Here is an 18,117-nt window from a genome sequence, read left to right on the forward strand (position 1 = left end):
TTGCGGAAGGCCATATGCTCATTACGGAGAAAAATGACCCATCCAGTAATTTTGAGCAAGCAATATGGAGTGCTGAGCGCCAACTGAGGGGATTCCGTATATTTTATGTGCTTTTATTACCAATCAGCTCATCAGTTTATTAGGTCGCAACTACAAACTATAAAAAATCATCACATACGAAAGTTGAGGTCGTTCTGATGGAATATTATAAAATATTATCAATCAATGTAGGGAAGCCAATCGAAGTGCCATTTAAAAATAAAAATATTGCTACAGGAATATTTAAGGCACCTATCGAAGAATCAGTATATCTATCTTCGGTAAATTTTGAAGGTGATGGTCAAGGTGACCTTGTGCACCATGGAGGAAAAGAGAAGGCTGTTTGTGTTTTTCCGATTGAACATTATCCGTTTTATGAAAATACTTTAAAACAGTCGTTAAGTTATGGAGCATTTGGAGAAAATTTAACGACGGAGGGATTAGTGGAAACGGAAGTTTGTATTGGTGACATATTTAAACTTGGAAATGCCACTGTTCAAGTTAGCCAACCAAGACAGCCGTGTTATAAACTGTCCGTAAAGTATGACATGCGAGAATTGCCGTTGATTGTTCAAGAAACTGGTTTTACCGGATATTACCTTCGAGTTTTGGAAGAAGGAGCTGTGTCAAAATTAGATGGTTTAATCCGTATTTATTCTCATCCCTTAGCAGTTACCGTTTCATATGCCAATCGTATCATGCACCATGATAAGCAGGATATCGAGGGTATTAATAAGTTACTCGAAGTGGAAGAACTATCAACAAATTGGAAAAAAACATTTTTAAAACGTTTAGAGGGTAAAGAAACCGATCCACTGAAAAGATTAACAGGTAATGAATGAAATGGAAATGTTCGATTTTTAGTTAATTAATTTCACTAGGAAAATAAATGTAAGGATCGATCAATGGAGGAACGCCCGTATTTTCTTCTTCCTACGGGCGTTAAAAACTACGGGTTTACTAAATTTTCCGTAACGTTGCGATCTTGGGGAACGATAGCAATAATTAAGAAAATAACCAACATTCATGCTACATTTCTTACATTAACTGTTTCAATTGCTCAATTTCGTCATTAGTTAATCGAGTTAATTTGCTTATTTTATCAATAGGAAAGCCGTCTTTTAACATTTCTAGAGCAACTTCTTTTTTTCCGTGTACCCTTCCTAGTCTCTTTCCTTCTTCTTCATAAGAAATAGGAATTTTTAAAATCTTATCAGCATCCTCAAGCTTTCTAGCCTCCTTCACAAACATTTCCTCCTCTTCTTTAGTTAATTTCAAATAAGATTCAAAAAATCCATAAAGTAATCTGTGCTGTGCCTTATTTACTTGTAGACGAGCCAAAATTTGCATAAATTCAAGCTTTACTTGCACTCGCTCCTTATAGCTAAAGCCCATTTTGCTAAGTAATGCAGCATATAGGGTTATCTTTTTTCATGAATTTTCTCCAGTTTTGCTTTCGTAAATGAATTTTTAAATATTGAAAATGTAAGACTTTCAAATGCAAAAACTGCATATTAAATACATCTTCCTCCCAATTTTCATCGTAACTGAAAACCGCAATTGGGATAATTGGTTTATGAAATTTATTATAAAGCAAGCTGAAATATTTAAACATTCTGTTATTAAAAGTTTTTTGCTCGTAACTCTGAGGTTCAATATGGATGATAATTAATGTATCTGTTTCTTTCCACTTTACTTTGACGGCAATATCAAGTCTCCTCACTTCACCATCAATTAAATTAGTGAATATTTCTTCAGGTATGGGAGTAATGTGTTGGAAATCGATTTGTGCATGAAATTCTGGGAAAAATGCTTCAAGAAACTCTTCAAAAAATTCATTGATTAGTTGTTTGAATAAAAGATCGTGCTTCGTATACTGCGAGGAATTTTCTTTGATTAAAAAATTGTTCCATGTTGTTGAAACGCTTGTTGAAATCATTATAACACACCCCTCTCTTAATGGATGAGTATCATGATGAAGTTCTATAAATAGTATAATACAAAACAATAATGAGAACAAGTGTTTCTCTTCGGGGTAATTAGTAAAAAATGAAAGAAGAGACAAGTAGGAAAATCTGGTGACGTGTAAAAACAAGCGAGCAATTTCGAGAGTATTTAAAAACTAGTAAATTACTTTGGGTGCGTAAAATTTTCTGAAAGTGCGCAAAATCTTGGGTCTTTTGCGGAAAGTTCATATGTAAGTGCGGAAAAATAACATAAAGTGCGTAAATTTTTAATACAAGTGCGGAAAAATTTAAAAAAGTGCGCAAACCCTGATTGCGATTGCTGAAATTTCTAGCGCAAGTGCGTAAAAACAGCATAGAAGTGCGGAGCAAGTACGCAAAAAAATATGCAAGCAATAAAGTCTTTATGCGACTGTTAGAAATAAGAAGTTCCAACCAATCATAAAAAAACTCTAGCAAATCTGCTAGAGTTTTCGATAATCTATTAATAGAATTTCTTGAAGCTATGGAAATGTTGGCTCCAATATGGGTTGTCAAGGCTAGTGATTGTAACGCCTTGGGATGAGCTGGCATGGATGAATTGGTTGTTGCCAACATAAATTCCCATATGGGAAATGCCTGATCTATATGTTCCTTCGAAAAAGACAAGATCGCCAACTTCAGGTGAGTTAACAATATAAGAACGGTTGTAATATCCGTCTGTTGACATACGACTCATTTCTTTTCCTGAGTTGTTTAATGCCCAGTGGATAAATCCACTACAGTCAAATCCACTTGTTGAAGAGCCGCCCCATACATATGGAGTACCCATTACAGATTTGGCTGTGTTTACTAAAGTGCTAGGGCTGTAGCTAGTATCCTGTTTTGGTTCTTCTGGCTTAGGCTTAGGCTCAGGTTTTGGCTCAGGTTTTGGCTCTGGCTTAGGTTTAGGCTTAGGTTCTGGTTTCGGCTCCGGCTTAGGTTCAGGCTTAGGCTCTGGTTTAGGTTCCTCTTTAGGCTTTTGTTCTGGTTGCGGTTTTGGCTCTTCCTTAGGCTTTGCCTGTTCTTTTGGCTGAGTTGTTTCTTGTGCAGGTGTATTCGCCTCTGTATTTGTTTCTTGCTGCGGTTCGTTTACCTGATTATCCTCTTGCTCCGACTCAGCCTCTTCCTCCGGTTCTGGAGTTGGTGTAGGTTCATTTGAATCTACGTCTTCTTCAGCAGGCTCGTCCACTTCTGTCGAAACATCTTCACCAGCATCCTCAGCAACTTCTTGCTCGTCCTCTTCTGCAACATCTATGTCATTATCGGACTCATCAGTAGGTTCTTCTTCAATTTCGATATCTTCAGCAGGTTCTTCATCCGCAGGTTCCTCAGGCTCTTCTACAATCGGCTCAGGTTCTTCAGCAGGTTCCTCTGGTATATCAATTTCCACAGGTTCCTCAACTACTGGCTCCTCTGCAACAGGCTCCTCCACGACTGGTTCTTCTACCACTGGTGGTTCTTCGACTTCCACTGCTGCTACTACAGGTGCCTCGGGAACTTCCTCAACAACTGGTTCTGGTGCAGCAACAACTGCAGTTGGCTCTTTATCTTCTGGTATATGAATGGTTAAAGTTGCTCCAGCGATTGGTGAATTTGGACTTAAGTTATTCCAAATGAGTAAATTTGAAACGGAGACACCAAATTTACTACTGATCGCAGCTAGTGATTCATCAGAAGCAACAGCGTAATCGATAGTGCGAGCATCGCTATTTCCGAAAGCAACTTCGCTTTTAAGGGAAGTAGTCAATGTACCTACTCCAACAAATGCCGACGCATTCGATACATCCGATGCACCATCCGCATTGTCAAGTGAATCCGTAGCATCGTCATCTCCATCAAGTTCGGCTAAGTCAATGACAACGGTAGGCCCATACTCCGAGTCGTCGGCAGACGCACCATTTGCTTCTACCTCATTCGACTCAAATTCAAGGGAGGCAACAAGCGGATTCTCAGCCTCCGTTCGCATATTAGCAACAAGCGTGTTATCAGTATCTACTTGACTACTCGCTGCACTGGCAACCTCAGCACCCGCAACCCCCACATCATTCGCTGATTCAGTCTCAGACGCAACCGTCCGATCAACTTCTACATCACCAGCACCTTTACTAACAATAAACTTGTCCCCAGGGAAAATGAGTGTTGATTCTAAATTGTTTAGTTCCATCAATTCTTCTGTTGAAATCCCGTTATTATACGCAATTTCGCTAAGTGTGTCGCCGCTTTTTACTGTGTATGTACGTGGCTCTTTTTCTGCATTCTTCTTCGCGGCTAGAGCTTTTTCCACTGCATCTTTATCAATCGTATACGCCTGACCGCCTAGACTACTATCGTCAAGCGAATGATTAGGATAAGTAAGCTTGGAAATGATGCTTTGCCATGACTTTGCGTCATAAGTCTGAGTAATATCCAATGGGAAGTCACTTGGATTCACTTTTGTAGTTGATGCATCTGCTTCCTCTGCTGCGACAAGTGACGATGCAATTACCGCTGATGCGGTGACAGACATGAATTTCTTTGTATTAGACAATGATATTCTCCTTTCCAATAGAAGCACATTAGATTTATATTAAAAAATTAATTACATTCCAAAACATCTTACGAATTAAAAAAATTCCATTTTCTATTAAAACTTTCTCTTACTCTTCCTCCAAAATAGTTTAAAAACTTCCATACTATCATGCCATTATTCGACTCTAATCCTACGAAAATATAAAAAAATACCATAAAACTATGCGGAAAAATCCCTTTGTACAAAATTAGACTTAAGCATATATACCCTTACGCTAAATAAATAAACCACTATTTACCTTAATTTCTAGTGATAATTTCGACATACTCCCATAAGAGAGTCAGATAAAATCCCTATAAATTCGGTTGTGTAAGAATAATAAGTCCTACTTATTATAGCATCCATTTACCTTTTTTACTACACAATATACAATAACTTCGCACAAAATGAATCATAATACCCATAAATGAACAAAAATACTTTTTGCCTATAAAAATAGAAAAATCTAAAAATTCCATAAGGGTAATTATACCCACGAACTAAATGAGGTTATCGATACATGAGGAACCCGACTAAACTCACAAAATAATCCATTTTCCGACATAAACCTATGAAAAAGTACATAACTATGTGAAACTTTGTAATAAATAAAGGTAATTTCCCTTTAAATTCTTATAAATATTTGGTACTATGTTAGAGTGTTATATGATGCAATTATTTACTGTAAAAGCAATTTATATATTGAAAAAGTGATGTAAAAGAATATTAGCGGAGGTACAGAAATGGAAGAAACGATATCTTTGAAGGAAATATTCGAAGTAGTCAAAAAGAGGCTTCTTCTTATTGTTTCATTTACGGCAGCAGCTGCACTCATTGCGGCGATCGTTAGTTTTTTTATATTAACACCAATCTATCAATCTAGTACGCAATTTATTGTCAACCAAAGCCTGAAAGAAGATTCGAACCAAGGGATTCAAGTTGACACAAATACGATTCGGACAAACGTTGAACTCATTAATACATACAATGTTATCATCACGAGTAATGCTATTTTAACCGAAGTAATTGATGAACTTAAACTATCCACCTCACCAGAGGCGCTTGCAGGTAATATTCAAGTATCGAGTGAACAAAATTCACAAGTTGTAACCGTTACAGTAAAAGACCCAGATCCAAAACTTGCGACTGAAATTGCAAACACAACGGTTCTAGTATTTCAAGACCGTATTCCGGACTTGATGAACGTAGATAATGTTAAAATTTTGTCAGAAGCAGTAACGAAGGAAAATCCATCGCCAGTAGAACCGAAGCCAACCCTTAATATCGCAATCGCTATCGTGCTCGGACTGATGGCTGGGGTAGGAGTTGCCTTTCTATTAGAATACTTAGACACGTCTGTACGAACAGAACAAGATGTCCAAGAAAAATTAGGCTTACCAATTTTAGGGGTCATCTCGACAATGGAAGCAGAAGATATTCGTCTTGATCCATCTACCATAAATAATCCAGTAAAACAAGGGGGATTTGCACATGTTCAATCGAAAAAAACCGGCACCCAACAGTAAGATGCGCCATCTAATTACAAAATTGAACCCACGTTCCCCCATTTCAGAACAATACAGAACGATTAGAACGAACTTACAATTTTCGTCTGTTGATGAACCATTACATTCTATTTTAATTACTTCAGCTGGAGCTGCTGCAGGAAAATCGATTACAGCGGCAAACTTAGCCGTCGTATATGCACAACAGGAAAAAAGAACATTGCTTATAGATGCTGACTTGAGAAAGCCGACTGTACATTATACATTCCGTCTCGACAATTTAAGAGGTTTAAGTAATGTGTTAATAGGGGATAGTACATTAGAAGGCGCCATTAGTAAATCAGATGTCGATCATTTAGACATTTTGTCATGTGGGCCTATTCCACCGAACCCATCCGAATTACTTGCATCAAAGCGGATGGAAGAAGTGCTTAAACATGCAAAACAATTGTATGATTTTGTTATATTTGATACACCGCCAGCACTTGCGGTGACAGATGCAAAAATTTTGGCTAATATCGTTGACGGATCGCTTGTTGTTGTTAGAAGTGGTAATACAAATATGGAAGAAGCGGAAAGAACAGTTGAGATTATGAGAGATTCAAAAGCGAGACTACTTGGAGCAGTTCTTAATGACCGTACGAAAGACAATTCAAATTATTATTATTATTACGGAGCTTAAATAAAACCCTCTCAGTACTTAGGGAGGGTTTTCCTGCTTAGAAAAGGAGAGGTAAGTGTTAAGAGGTAACCTATTTGCCAATTTTAGCTAAAAGCTAGATTAATTTGTCACATTTTGATAGACTAAAGTAAACATTTTGTTTAAAATTGTTAAATTAATCATTTTTTTAAAAGGGAAATGGTTCTAAGTGCCTAAAACTAACATATGCTAGTGAAACGTTTCACACATTAAAGGAGGGACTCACGTTGATCGATATCCATAGTCATATACTGCCAGGCATCGATGATGGGGCAGAAAACGAACAAGAGAGTATTGACATGGCCAAAGCTGCAATCGAAGAAGGAATTACAGCAATCGTTGCAACACCTCACCATAAAAATCGAACATATGATAATTATAAAGAAGATATTGTCAAACATGTAGCAGTATTGAATGATCTTTTTCAATCGAAAAATATTCCACTGACCGTATTACCAGGACAGGAAGTGCGGATTTACGGAGAAATAATAGAAGATTATGAAAAAGGCGAAATTCAACTTGTGAATGATTCACAATATCTACTAGTTGAGTTCCCATCAGATTCCGTACCACATTATACGGAACAACTTTTCTACGATTTACAACTTGTTGGAATCAAGCCAGTCATCGTCCATCCTGAGCGAAATCGTGAACTATTAGAAAACCATGATAAGATGTATCAACTCGTACGAAAAGGCGCTCTATCCCAAGTGACAGCGGCAAGTGTTGTCGGTAAATTCGGGAAAAAGATCCAAGACTTTTCCCTTCAATTAATCGAGGCCAATTTAACCCATCTGATTGCATCGGACGCACATAACACAACGACTAGAGGGTTTCATTTACGTGAAGCATTCGAAGTAGTAAAAAATAAGTATGGCATAGATATGTATTATCTGTTGTTAGAAAATAGTAATCTACTAGTTGAAAATATGAACTTAAATCGAATTGAACCGTCACCAATCCGTTCAAAACGAAAGAAATTGTTCGGGCTATTTTAGTCCAATGTAAAAACAATGCTAAATTTTACAGAAAACCAAATTTATGTATACTCTTTATGATATGTTTAATGTAAGGTAAAAAGAGACGCGTGTGATCATAAAGTGGAGAAAGTAGGTAGAACTGTGACATATAAAAATCGTCTTGCGTTACTTATCTTACTCGATTCTGTTATTGTAAGTATCGCGATTTTTATTGCCCTTTGGATTGTGTATCCATATGCAACGATCAATTACGAGAGTACCGTTATCATCATAACAGCGATTGCGTTATTATTCTTTCACCACATCTACGCTTTTATTTATAACTTATACAATAAAATGTGGGCCTATGCGAGCGTCGGAGAACTCGTTGCTATCGTAAAAGCAGTTTCATTAACTATATTATCGGCTGCAATCATTCAATTGTTAATCAATGATTTTACGCCATATCGTCGAGCGCTACTCGTCACATGGATGCTTCATATCATTTTAATTGGCGGATCGCGCTTTTTTTGGCGTGTGTTCCGTGCTCGATACATAACAAGATCCGATACGAAAAAACGAACATTAATCGTTGGAGCAGGTGATGCGGGGGCAATGATTGCTAGACAATTAAATAATGAACATAATAATTCAGAGTTATGGCCTGTTGCATTTGTCGATGATGATCCTGCGAAGCAAAGGATGCAAGTGTATAATTTACCAGTTGTCGGCTCGGTAAAAGATATCCCAATGATTGTCACAAAAAACAATATTGCTCATATCGTTATTGCCATCCCTTCTTTGAAAAATGGGGAATTAAATAAAATAATCGATCACTGTAATAAAACAAAAGCAAAAGTACAAATGATTCCAAAAATAGAAGATTTAATGACTGGTAGAGTTTCAGTAAGTAATTTAAAAAACGTCGAGGTAGAAGATCTACTCGGTCGTGAACCAGTAGAACTCGATATTGATTCAATCAAAGATACGATCACAGGGCATACAGTTATGGTCACAGGTGCAGGAGGTTCGATTGGTTCAGAACTTTGTAGACAGCTAATGCGCTTCTCACCAGGAAAAATAGTTCTCGTCGGACATGGGGAATTCAGTATTTATTCGATTGATATGGAACTACGCCAAAAATATGGACAATCTGATGTAGAGATTATTCCAGTTATCGGAGATGTACAAGACCGTGCCCGTATGTTTGAGATCGTAGAAATGTTTAGACCAAAAAAGATTTTTCATGCTGCAGCACATAAGCATGTTCCGTTAATGGAATATAATCCACATGAGGCTGTGAAAAACAATATTATAGGAACAAAAAATGTCGCAGAAGCGGCGGATGCCTTTAGAGTCGACACGTTTGTACTTGTTTCGACGGATAAAGCAGTAAACCCTACAAATGTCATGGGTGCAACGAAGCGAATTGCGGAAATGATCGTGCAATGTTTAAATCCAAATAGTCAAACAAAATTTGTTGCAGTTCGATTCGGAAATGTACTTGGTAGTCGAGGAAGTGTCATCCCGCTTTTCAAAAAGCAAATTGAACAAGGTGGGCCAGTGACCGTAACAGATCCGAAAATGACAAGATATTTTATGACAATCCCAGAAGCGTCACGACTCGTTATTCAAGCAGGGACGCTAGCCAAAGGCGGAGAAATCTTCGTTCTTGATATGGGAGAGCCTGTTAAAATTGTTGATCTTGCAAAGAACTTGATTAAATTATCTGGCTATACGGAAGATGAAATCGAAATAAAATATTCAGGTATTCGTCCTGGAGAAAAAATGTATGAAGAACTTCTCGGTGAAGATGAAATTTTACCTGGACAAGTGTATGAAAAAATTTATGTTGGACGAACAGTAGAAGTCGAGCGGCGATATCTTGAAGAATTAATGGAACGATTTGATACATATGAGTGTTCGGAACTGAAAGACGCGTTAATGAATGTCGTTTATATGGAAAGGGAAATGTTAACGGCCAAGGGGTCTTGACAGAAAAAATTTACGGAGGAATTCTATCGTGAAGCCAATTAAAAAAGCAATTATTCCTGCTGCTGGATTAGGAACACGCTTTTTACCAGCAACGAAAGCAATGCCGAAAGAGATGTTACCAATCGTTGATAAACCTACAATCCAATATATCGTAGAAGAAGCAATTGAATCAGGAATTGAAGATATTATCATTGTTACTGGAAAAACAAAGAGAGCAATTGAGGATCATTTTGATTCGAACTTTGAGTTGGAAACAAGTCTGAAATCAAATGGAAAAACCGATTTACTGAAAAAAGTAAAACAAGCCGAAGTAGATATTCATTACATCCGTCAAAAAGAACCAAAAGGACTTGGGCATGCGGTATGGTGTGCACGCAAGTTTATTGGTGATGAACCATTTGCTGTTCTTTTAGGTGATGATATTGTAAAAGCTGAGACACCTGGACTTAAACAACTTATTGACCAATATGAAGAAACAGGCAGTTCTGTTGTAGGGGTACAAACAGTTTCCGATGAAGAAACAGATCGATATGGAATTGTTGATCCTTGTACAAATGAAGGTCGTCGTTATCAAGTGAAGGAATTTGTCGAAAAACCTAAACTTGGAACAGCTCCATCTAACTTAGCAATAATGGGTCGTTATGTGTTAACACCAGAAATATTTACTCATCTTGATAAACATGAAATTGGCGCGGGTGGAGAAATTCAGTTAACAGATGCGATTCAAGCGTTGAATGAAACAGAAAAAGTTTTCGCGTATGACTTTGAAGGTAAAAGGTATGATGTAGGAGAGAAGTTAGGGTTTATTGAAACGACGATTGAATTTGCATTACAAAATGATGAAATTAAAGATGAATTATATAAATTTCTTGAAAAGAAGTTAGAAAAAATCAAATCAATGCATAATTTATTTATAGACTAAATCTAGTTAAAGGAGATTATCCCTTTGGAAGATAGAATTTTTCTTTCATCACCACATTTGAGTGATGAAGGTTATGAAATGGAATATATAAAGGAAGCTTTTGATACAAACTGGATAGCACCACTAGGAAAAAATGTTGATGAGTTTGAAAAGGAGTTTGCAGTCAAAGTTGGTTCTAAATCAGCAGCTGCTCTATCATCTGGAACAGCTGCTATTCATTTAGCGCTTAAAGCGGCGGGCGTTGAAAAAAATGATATAGTTTTTTGTCAGTCTCTCACTTTTTCAGCTACAGCAAATCCTATTATTTATCAAAATGCAATTCCTGTTTTCATAGATAGTGATTATACTACTTGGAATATGTGCCCAAATGCTTTAGAAGAAGCTTTTGAAAAATATCCAGAAGTTAAGGCAGTAATTGTTGTACATTTATATGGATTATCTGCGGATATGGATCAGATTATGGAGATATGTAGAAAGCATAATGTAGTAGTTATAGAAGATGCTGCGGAATCGCTAGGTACATATTACAAAGGACAACATACTGGAACATTTGGAGATTATGGAATATTTTCATTCAATGGAAATAAAATCATTACTACCTCAGGTGGAGGGATGCTTGTTTCGAAAAATGAGGAGCGCATTGCTAAGGCGAGATTTTGGGCAACACAATCGCGAGATCAAGCAAGGCATTATCAACATAGTGAATTAGGATTTAATTACCGTATGAGTAATATTGTAGCTGGAATTGGCAGAGGCCAGTTAAAAATTCTAGATGAGCGAGTTGCAAAAAAGAAATACATATTCGATTTTTATCAGAGAGGGCTCGGAAATCTTGAAGATGTAGAGTTTATGCCCAAAAATGAATTGGATGAACCAAATTATTGGTTAAGTTCAATGACGGTGATGGGGAAAGTGCGACCTAGTGATATATTTAGCGCATTGGAAGCTGAAAATATCGAGTCAAGACCAGTATGGAAACCAATGCATCTCCAGCCATATTTTGAGAAGTATACCTTTGTTGGAGAAGGTGTTTCTGAAAAGTTATTTGAGAACGGGGTTTGTTTGCCATCTGACACGAAGATGACAGATACGGATTTGAAGAGAGTTGTAGAGACTATTAAGGAGTTGTGGAATAAGTAATGAAAAATTCCAAAGGTGGTATTTATAGAAAAATCATAAAAAGGCCGATGGATTTTATTTTATCTTTGCTAGCTCTTATCGTTTTAAGCCCTGTATTTATTGTTGTCGCTATACTTGTGCGAACGAAACTAGGAAGTCCTGTGCTTTTTAAGCAAGAGAGACCTGGGCTGAATGAAAAGATATTTACAATGTATAAGTTTAGGACAATGACGGATGAGAGAGATGAGGATGGGGAGTTACTACCTAATGAAATGCGACATACTAAATTTGGTAAGTTTTTGAGAAGCACAAGTTTAGATGAATTGCCAGAGCTTATTAATATTATTAGAGGGGATATGTCTATAATTGGCCCTCGGCCGTTATTGGTGGAATATTTATCGCTTTATAATTCTGAACAAAAACGGAGGCATGAAGTTAGACCAGGATTATCAGGGCTAGCTCAAGTTAAAGGGAGAAACGAAATTCCTTGGGAAGATAAATTTAAGTTTGATATTGAATATCTTGAAAATATATCCTTTTTATATGATTGTAAGTTAATACTTCAAACTTTCTTTAAGGTGTTTAGGAGAGAGGGAGTAAATAAAAGTGAAACAGTAACTATGGAGAGGTTTAAAGGAACAGGAAATTAAAGTAAATAACCTTAATAGTTAGGAGCGTATTTAATGCAGGAAGATATATATATAGTTGGTGCAGGAACTTATGGTGAAGTTATGCTAGAACTTGCCGGGATCCTGGGTTATAAGGTTAAGGGTTTCTACGATGAAAAAATTGAAGAAATAAGTACTGTTATGGGAATCAAAGTTATTGATAAGTTTTCTGCTCTTAATGAACAAGAAATTAAGGGGAAAAATTTTATCGTAGCTATTGGTAACAACAAAATAAGATTTAATTTAATGAACAAGATTAATCAAATTGGTGGCAAGACACCCTCCTTAATACATCCGTCGGCAATCATTAGTCCGAGTGCACAGATGGGTAAAGGCGTATATGTTCAAGCGAATGTATATATATGGACAAATGTAAAAATAGATGATTTTTGCATAATTAGTCCGGGTGTAGTAATTGCACACCATACAACTATTGGTAAAGCTTGCTTAATATCTACTCTTACTGGTGTTGGCGCATCAATAAATATTGAGGATAAAGTTTTCCTTGGTATGAAATCTACTATAGTCACTGGACTGCATGAAATAGGTGAAAATTCTATTATAGGCGCAGGGGCTGTCGTTTTGAAAGATATAGAAAAAGAAAGTGTATATGCAGGTGTTCCTGCTAAAAAAATCAGGAACCTGAACTAGGAAGAAATTATATTCACTAGCTGGTAGATGATTTTTGAAATAGAGGAGAAGGTTTGTATATGAGTAAGAAAAAAATATGGATATTCAACCACTATGCTACTAATATGTTTTTCAATAAAGGTGGTAGACATTATTGGTTTGCTGAAAATTTATCCATAAATGGGTATGAACCAACAATTTTTTGTGCGAATATTAGGCATAACACAGACGATGTTATTGATTGTCATAATAACAAATATTCTAGAAAAATCTTAAATGATATCCCCTTTGTGTTTGTTAAGACTACTAAATCCATAGGAAATGGTATAGATAGAGTCAAAAATATGAGTATTTTCTTTTTTAATTTATTATCAATTGCAAATAAATATGTAAAAATATATGGAAAACCAGATTTTATTCTTTCCTCTAGTGTACACCCTTTAACAATGGTTGCCGGTATCAGAATTGCGAAAAAGCTAGGAGTCCCCTGTATTTGTGAAATAAGAGATTTGTGGCCAGAAGCAATTTTTGCATTTAAAAAAGCTAAAGAAAAAAGCCTTCTTGGAAAAGTGTTATTAGCAGGAGAACGTTGGATTTATAAGAATGCAGATGCGCTTATCTTTACTAAAGAAGGAGATACTGATTATATCATTGAAAAGAAATGGGATATTAAACAGGGGGGAGACATCGATCTTAAGAAATGTTACTACATTAATAATGGTGTGGATTTAAAAAGTTTTAATGAACTATCTATTCAAAATACAATAGAAGATGAAGATTTAGTTTTTGACAAATTTAATGTGATATATGTTGGGGCAATTCGCCCAGTTAACAATGTAGGAAATATATTAGACGCGGCGACAATATTAAAAGATGAAAAAGAGATTCAATTTTTAATCTATGGTGATGGTACCGAAAAAGAAATGCTAGAAAAAAGAGTAGCAGAAAAAAATCTAACCAATGTTAAAATGAAGGGATTTGTAAACAAGAAATTTATACCTTACATATTAAGTAAGTCGTCAATAAATATATTAAACTATTCCCAAACCCAATATAATTGGAAAAGAGGAAATAGCTCTAACAAATTATTTGAATATATGGCTTCTGGAAAACCAATAATATCAACTGTTAAAATGGGCTATTCAATAATAAATAGATATAATTGTGGTATTGAACTCGAGGAAAGTACACCAAAAGAATTGGCTAATGCAATTTTAAAAATAAAGGGTATATCTAAAAAGCAGTATATGGCTCTCGGACAAAGCGCTAGAGAAGGAGCAGAAGATTTTGATTTTAAAAAGTTAACAAAGAAGCTAATTGATGTATTAGAAACAGTGGATAGAAAAAAGACCTAGTGTACAAGAATAATAAGAAATGATTTAGTTTGAGTTGTAGTTATATATTGTTTATTTACATTAGTACTTTTTAGAGCTTATATAACTTAAAGGATGTTAGAAAATGAGAGTATGCATAATACGAAATGCAGAGGCTAGCAGTAATGCCGGTCTTTTTAGAATAATAGATGCGTTAATGGACATAGAGGCTAAACCACTCACACTTACAAGAAGTAGATTTAGTAAAAGCAAGAGTGGTAAATTCATATATAAACCTTTTAAATATCAAGAACAATCTATCCCAAATTATGAGTTGCAATTTAAAACGGATTTTGGGAGAGGTATAAGAAACATCTTTCAGCTTGTATTATTTCAATTTTTTACAATTCTATGGTTATTAAAAAATAGAAAAAAGTTTGATGTAATCCACGCATTCGATTTAGATTCTGGTATACCCGCATTAATTTGTTCTATTTTAACGAAAAAAAAAATTATCTATCATATTGCCGATTTTTATATAGATAGTAGACAAGGGATTCCTTCAAGATTTAAAAAACATGTGAGAAAGTTAGAATATTTTATCATAGCAAAATCTGATGCAACTATTATCTGTACAGAAGAGCGTAAGGAACAAATAAAGGGAAGTCACCCTAAGAACCTTTATGTAGTTCATAATTCACCTGTTGAACAATTGCAAATTGATTCTATCAATTCATACGCTAATAAAGATAAAGACAATAGTTCGAATTTATTAACATTAGGGTATGTAGGTGGATTATCTAAAAATCGCTTCATTAATGAAACTATAAATTTTGTTAAAAATAATCCGCAGGTGACTTTGAAGATTGCGGGCTTTGGTCGCTCAGAAGCATTAGTAAAAGAAGTAGCAGCTAATTATAATAATATTTTGTATTATGGTCGAGTTAGTTACGAAGATGCTTTAAAGTTGTATTCTCAGTGTGATGTGATGTTTGCAATGTATGATCCGGCGATACCAAATCATAAATACTCAGCTCCTAATAAAGTCTATGAGGCAATGATGTTGGGTTTACCAATTATTGTAGCGAAAGGGACGGGGATTGATATACTTGTTGAAACGGAAAAAATAGGTTTCTCTATTCAATATAGTGAAGAAGAGTTTAATAGTACAATCAAATCCCTTATGGAACAGAAAAAATTGTTAGAACAAATTAAACATAATTCGAAAGAGGCCTTTAAGAATTATTCATGGGCTAAAATGAAAAAGAGAGTACAAGAAATATATATAAATTTGTAAAATTGAATAGAATAATTGAACTTTGAGGAAAAAAATTATAAGTTCAGAGAGGGGAATTTCATTTCAGTAATTAATGTTATTGGTCTTGGTATATTGGTTTATCGACTGCACTAATGTTTGCAAAAAGTGGACTTAAAGTAGTTGGTACTGATTATAATAGTGAACTAGTAGAATCTTTAAATCAGGGTAAATTAACTTTTCAATAAAAAGGTTTTTTAAAGAGGCTGTAGCAAATGGAATAGAGCTTTCAACGGAATATCAGAAGACACATACATATATTTTTGTAGTTCCGATTCCTTACGTTAAGGAAGTAAAAAAGCTCGATCCAAAGTATGTTATCTCGGCTCTCCACATTTCCTTGATATATGTGATAAAGGAGCTAATTTACTTATAGAATCTACAGTATCCCCTGGAACCATTGACAAATATATTCGTCCAGGAATAGAAAAAAGAGGCTATGTAATTGGAGAAGACGTCTATTTGCTGCATGTGCCTGAAAGGATTATTCCCGGGAATATGGTTTATGAGCTTGAACATAATTTAAGAACAATAGAAACAGACATTTCGGAAATTGGTGAAAAAGTTAAAGGATTTACAAAAACTTTTGTTAAGAGGAAATAATTGTAACGGATATAAGATCGGCAGAAATGTCAAAAGTTATTGAGAATACGTATAGAGATATTAATATAGCTTTTGCAAATGAATTGGCTAAAATATGTCGCGTAGATTCAATGGATGTGTATGAAATCATTAGAATTGCTAACCAACATCCAAGGGTAAATATTCTCCAACCAGGACCAGATTTTGGGGGGACACTGCATCTCAGTTGATCCATGGTTTTTAGTAGGGGGTTATCCAGATTTAACGAATCTAATATTAACAGCTCGGAAAACAAATGACTCAATGCCAACTCATGTACTTGGACGTATTCGTGATATAATGAGGGATCATAATATTAAAGATATTTCAAAAGTTGGCTTATATGGCTTGGCATATAAAGAAAACGTGGATGATACAAGAGAAAGTCCTACACTCCAACTACTAGGAAGAATGGATGAACACTTGGCATTTGGAGTAAAGGTATATGATCCATTTATAAAAGAAAGAATTGTTTGACAATCAATTCATGAATTTTGAAGACTTTTTAAATGAAATTGAGATACTTGTTATAATGGTTGGACACGATCATATTAAGGAAAATATTGAACTTATTAAAGATAAACTAATTCTTGATACAAAAAATATTTGCATAGTTGAAGGTCCATACAAATTATAGAATAAAGTTGGTTGATAAAATGAATAAAAAAATAATGGTAGTATTCGGTACAAGGCCAGAAGCGATTAAAATGTGCCCTTTAGTAAAAGAATTAAAAGAAAAAGATAACTTAGATACAATTGTTTGTGTTACAGGTCAACATAAAGAAATGTTAGATCAAGTGCTTCAGGCATTTGATGTAAAGCCAGATTATAATTTATCTATTATGAAAGAAAAGCAAACATTATTTGATGTAACTATAAATATTTTAGAAAAAATGAAAGACGTTTTAGAACAAGTGAAACCAGACGTTGTCTTAGTACATGGGGATACTTCAACAACGTTTGTGACTGCTTTAGCTTGCTTCTATTTGCAAATTCCAGTTGGTCATGTTGAAGCTGGGTTGAGAACCCATGATATCTATTCTCCATATCCAGAAGAGTTTAATCGTCAAGCTGTTGGACTTGTATCTAAGTATAATTTTGCTCCAACAGAGATGGCTAAAGAAAACCTTTTAAAAGAAGGAAAAAATCCTTTCAGTATTTACGTTACTGGTAATACGGCTATTGACGCACTAAAAACAACTGTACATAAAGAATTTTCTCATGAGCAGCTTGATTGGGCCTCAGATAGCAAACTAATTATGATTACGGCTCACAGAAGAGAAAACCTTGGTGAACCGATGAAAAATATGTTTAAAGCAATTAAACGGATTGTGGATGAACATCAAGACATTAAAGTAATCTATCCGATTCATATGAATCCGGTTGTAAGAGAAGCGGCAAATAAAATATTTGGAGGCAACAAACGAATAAGAATTATAGAGCCTTTGGAAGTACTAGATTTTCATAACTTTCTTAACCAATCTTACCTTATATTAACTGACAGTGGTGGAATTCAAGAAGAAGCTCCAAGTTTAGGTAAACCAGTGTTAGTTATGCGTGATACAACAGAACGGCCAGAAGGAATAAAAGCAGGGACACTTAAATTAGTAGGAACAGAAGAAGAAATAATTTATGAGAACTTTAAACTATTGCTTGAAGATGGAAATGAATATGAAAAGATGAGTCAAGCTAGTAATCCTTATGGTGATGGAACTGCGAGTAAAAAAATTGCCGAAATTTTAAGTAATGAGTAGAGTTAATATTATTTAATTTATTTTCATAATTAAGGTAGGTTTAT

The 18,117-nt window shown here is 35.2% G+C and carries 19 protein-coding genes; 16 read left to right on the forward strand and 3 right to left on the reverse strand.

The window, feature by feature from the left end; genetic code table 11:
- Positions 1-197: 197 nt before the first annotated feature.
- On the forward strand, positions 198-881 hold the full coding sequence (locus tag DFR56_RS13085) for an MOSC domain-containing protein (protein ID WP_110395902.1): 684 nt from the start codon (positions 198-200) through the stop codon (positions 879-881).
- Between the two features lie 196 nt (positions 882-1,077).
- On the opposite strand, the gene DFR56_RS23480 is transcribed toward DFR56_RS13085, so the two are convergent.
- From DFR56_RS23480 to DFR56_RS22995, 3 genes are all read right to left on the reverse strand, one after another.
- The gene (locus DFR56_RS23480) at positions 1,078-1,410 is read right to left on the reverse strand and encodes a hypothetical protein (protein WP_244916513.1); all 333 of its coding nucleotides are present in this window, start codon (positions 1,408-1,410) and stop codon (positions 1,078-1,080) included.
- Between the two features lie 28 nt (positions 1,411-1,438).
- Complete coding sequence (locus tag DFR56_RS23485) at positions 1,439-1,978, reverse strand: Rpn family recombination-promoting nuclease/putative transposase (protein WP_244916514.1); 540 nt, start codon at positions 1,976-1,978, stop codon at positions 1,439-1,441.
- 509 nt (positions 1,979-2,487) lie between these two features.
- Positions 2,488-4,551 (reverse strand): NlpC/P60 family protein, encoded by a 2,064-nt coding sequence (locus DFR56_RS22995; protein ID WP_158525640.1) that lies wholly within the window; start codon positions 4,549-4,551, stop codon positions 2,488-2,490.
- A 764-nt stretch (positions 4,552-5,315) separates the two neighbouring features.
- Between DFR56_RS22995 and DFR56_RS13110 the strand changes: the two genes are divergently transcribed.
- From DFR56_RS13110 to wecB, 15 genes are all read left to right on the forward strand, one after another.
- A complete protein-coding gene (locus DFR56_RS13110; RefSeq protein WP_110395903.1) occupies positions 5,316-6,098 on the forward strand; it encodes a YveK family protein in 783 nt (260 codons plus the stop codon).
- Positions 6,064-6,759 carry a CpsD/CapB family tyrosine-protein kinase gene (locus DFR56_RS13115; RefSeq protein ID WP_110395904.1) on the forward strand — a complete coding sequence of 232 codons (696 nt, stop codon included), beginning with the start codon at positions 6,064-6,066 and terminating at the stop codon, positions 6,757-6,759. The genes DFR56_RS13110 and DFR56_RS13115 overlap by 35 nt, the downstream gene beginning before the upstream one ends.
- Positions 6,760-7,004: 245 nt before the next feature.
- Entirely contained in the window at positions 7,005-7,775 is a 771-nt protein-coding gene (locus DFR56_RS13120; protein ID WP_110395905.1) for a tyrosine-protein phosphatase, read from the forward strand.
- Positions 7,776-7,898: 123 nt separating this feature from the next.
- A complete protein-coding gene (locus DFR56_RS13125) occupies positions 7,899-9,731 on the forward strand; it encodes a nucleoside-diphosphate sugar epimerase/dehydratase (protein WP_110395906.1) in 1,833 nt (610 codons plus the stop codon).
- A gap of 28 nt (positions 9,732-9,759) precedes the next feature.
- Positions 9,760-10,653, forward strand: coding sequence for a UTP--glucose-1-phosphate uridylyltransferase GalU (gene galU, locus DFR56_RS13130; protein WP_110395907.1), 894 nt, complete (start codon positions 9,760-9,762; stop codon positions 10,651-10,653).
- 78 nt (positions 10,654-10,731) lie between these two features.
- The gene (locus DFR56_RS13135) at positions 10,732-11,793 is read left to right on the forward strand and encodes a DegT/DnrJ/EryC1/StrS family aminotransferase (RefSeq protein WP_377725692.1); all 1,062 of its coding nucleotides are present in this window, start codon (positions 10,732-10,734) and stop codon (positions 11,791-11,793) included.
- Complete coding sequence (locus DFR56_RS13140; protein ID WP_280523459.1) at positions 11,793-12,422, forward strand: sugar transferase; 630 nt, start codon at positions 11,793-11,795, stop codon at positions 12,420-12,422. The genes DFR56_RS13135 and DFR56_RS13140 overlap by 1 nt, the downstream gene beginning before the upstream one ends.
- 33 nt (positions 12,423-12,455) lie before the next feature.
- Positions 12,456-13,091 carry a NeuD/PglB/VioB family sugar acetyltransferase gene (locus tag DFR56_RS13145; protein ID WP_110395909.1) on the forward strand — a complete coding sequence of 212 codons (636 nt, stop codon included), beginning with the start codon at positions 12,456-12,458 and terminating at the stop codon, positions 13,089-13,091.
- 59 nt (positions 13,092-13,150) lie between these two features.
- A complete protein-coding gene (locus DFR56_RS13150) occupies positions 13,151-14,425 on the forward strand; it encodes a glycosyltransferase family 4 protein (RefSeq protein ID WP_110395910.1) in 1,275 nt (424 codons plus the stop codon).
- Between the two features lie 103 nt (positions 14,426-14,528).
- Positions 14,529-15,680, forward strand: a complete 1,152-nt coding sequence (locus DFR56_RS13155) for a glycosyltransferase family 4 protein (protein ID WP_110395911.1) — start codon at positions 14,529-14,531, stop codon at positions 15,678-15,680.
- Positions 15,681-15,793: 113 nt separating this feature from the next.
- Positions 15,794-15,886 (forward strand): hypothetical protein, encoded by a 93-nt coding sequence (locus tag DFR56_RS23820; RefSeq protein WP_342353161.1) that lies wholly within the window; start codon positions 15,794-15,796, stop codon positions 15,884-15,886.
- Positions 15,887-16,109: 223 nt separating this feature from the next.
- The gene (locus DFR56_RS23825; RefSeq protein WP_342353164.1) at positions 16,110-16,301 is read left to right on the forward strand and encodes a hypothetical protein; all 192 of its coding nucleotides are present in this window, start codon (positions 16,110-16,112) and stop codon (positions 16,299-16,301) included.
- Between the two features lie 26 nt (positions 16,302-16,327).
- Positions 16,328-16,510, forward strand: a complete 183-nt coding sequence (locus tag DFR56_RS23830) for a hypothetical protein (RefSeq protein WP_342353162.1) — start codon at positions 16,328-16,330, stop codon at positions 16,508-16,510.
- Positions 16,485-16,796 (forward strand): UDP binding domain-containing protein, encoded by a 312-nt coding sequence (locus DFR56_RS23835; RefSeq protein ID WP_342353163.1) that lies wholly within the window; start codon positions 16,485-16,487, stop codon positions 16,794-16,796. The genes DFR56_RS23830 and DFR56_RS23835 overlap by 26 nt, the downstream gene beginning before the upstream one ends.
- A 179-nt stretch (positions 16,797-16,975) precedes the next feature.
- Positions 16,976-18,073: a non-hydrolyzing UDP-N-acetylglucosamine 2-epimerase gene (gene wecB, locus DFR56_RS13165; RefSeq protein ID WP_110395912.1), complete on the forward strand. Its 1,098-nt coding sequence runs from the start codon at positions 16,976-16,978 to the stop codon at positions 18,071-18,073.
- Positions 18,074-18,117 lie beyond the last annotated feature (44 nt).

Origin of the sequence: Pseudogracilibacillus auburnensis, from assembly GCF_003201975.1 — a bacterium.
GTDB lineage: Bacteria > Bacillota > Bacilli > Bacillales > Amphibacillaceae > Pseudogracilibacillus > Pseudogracilibacillus auburnensis.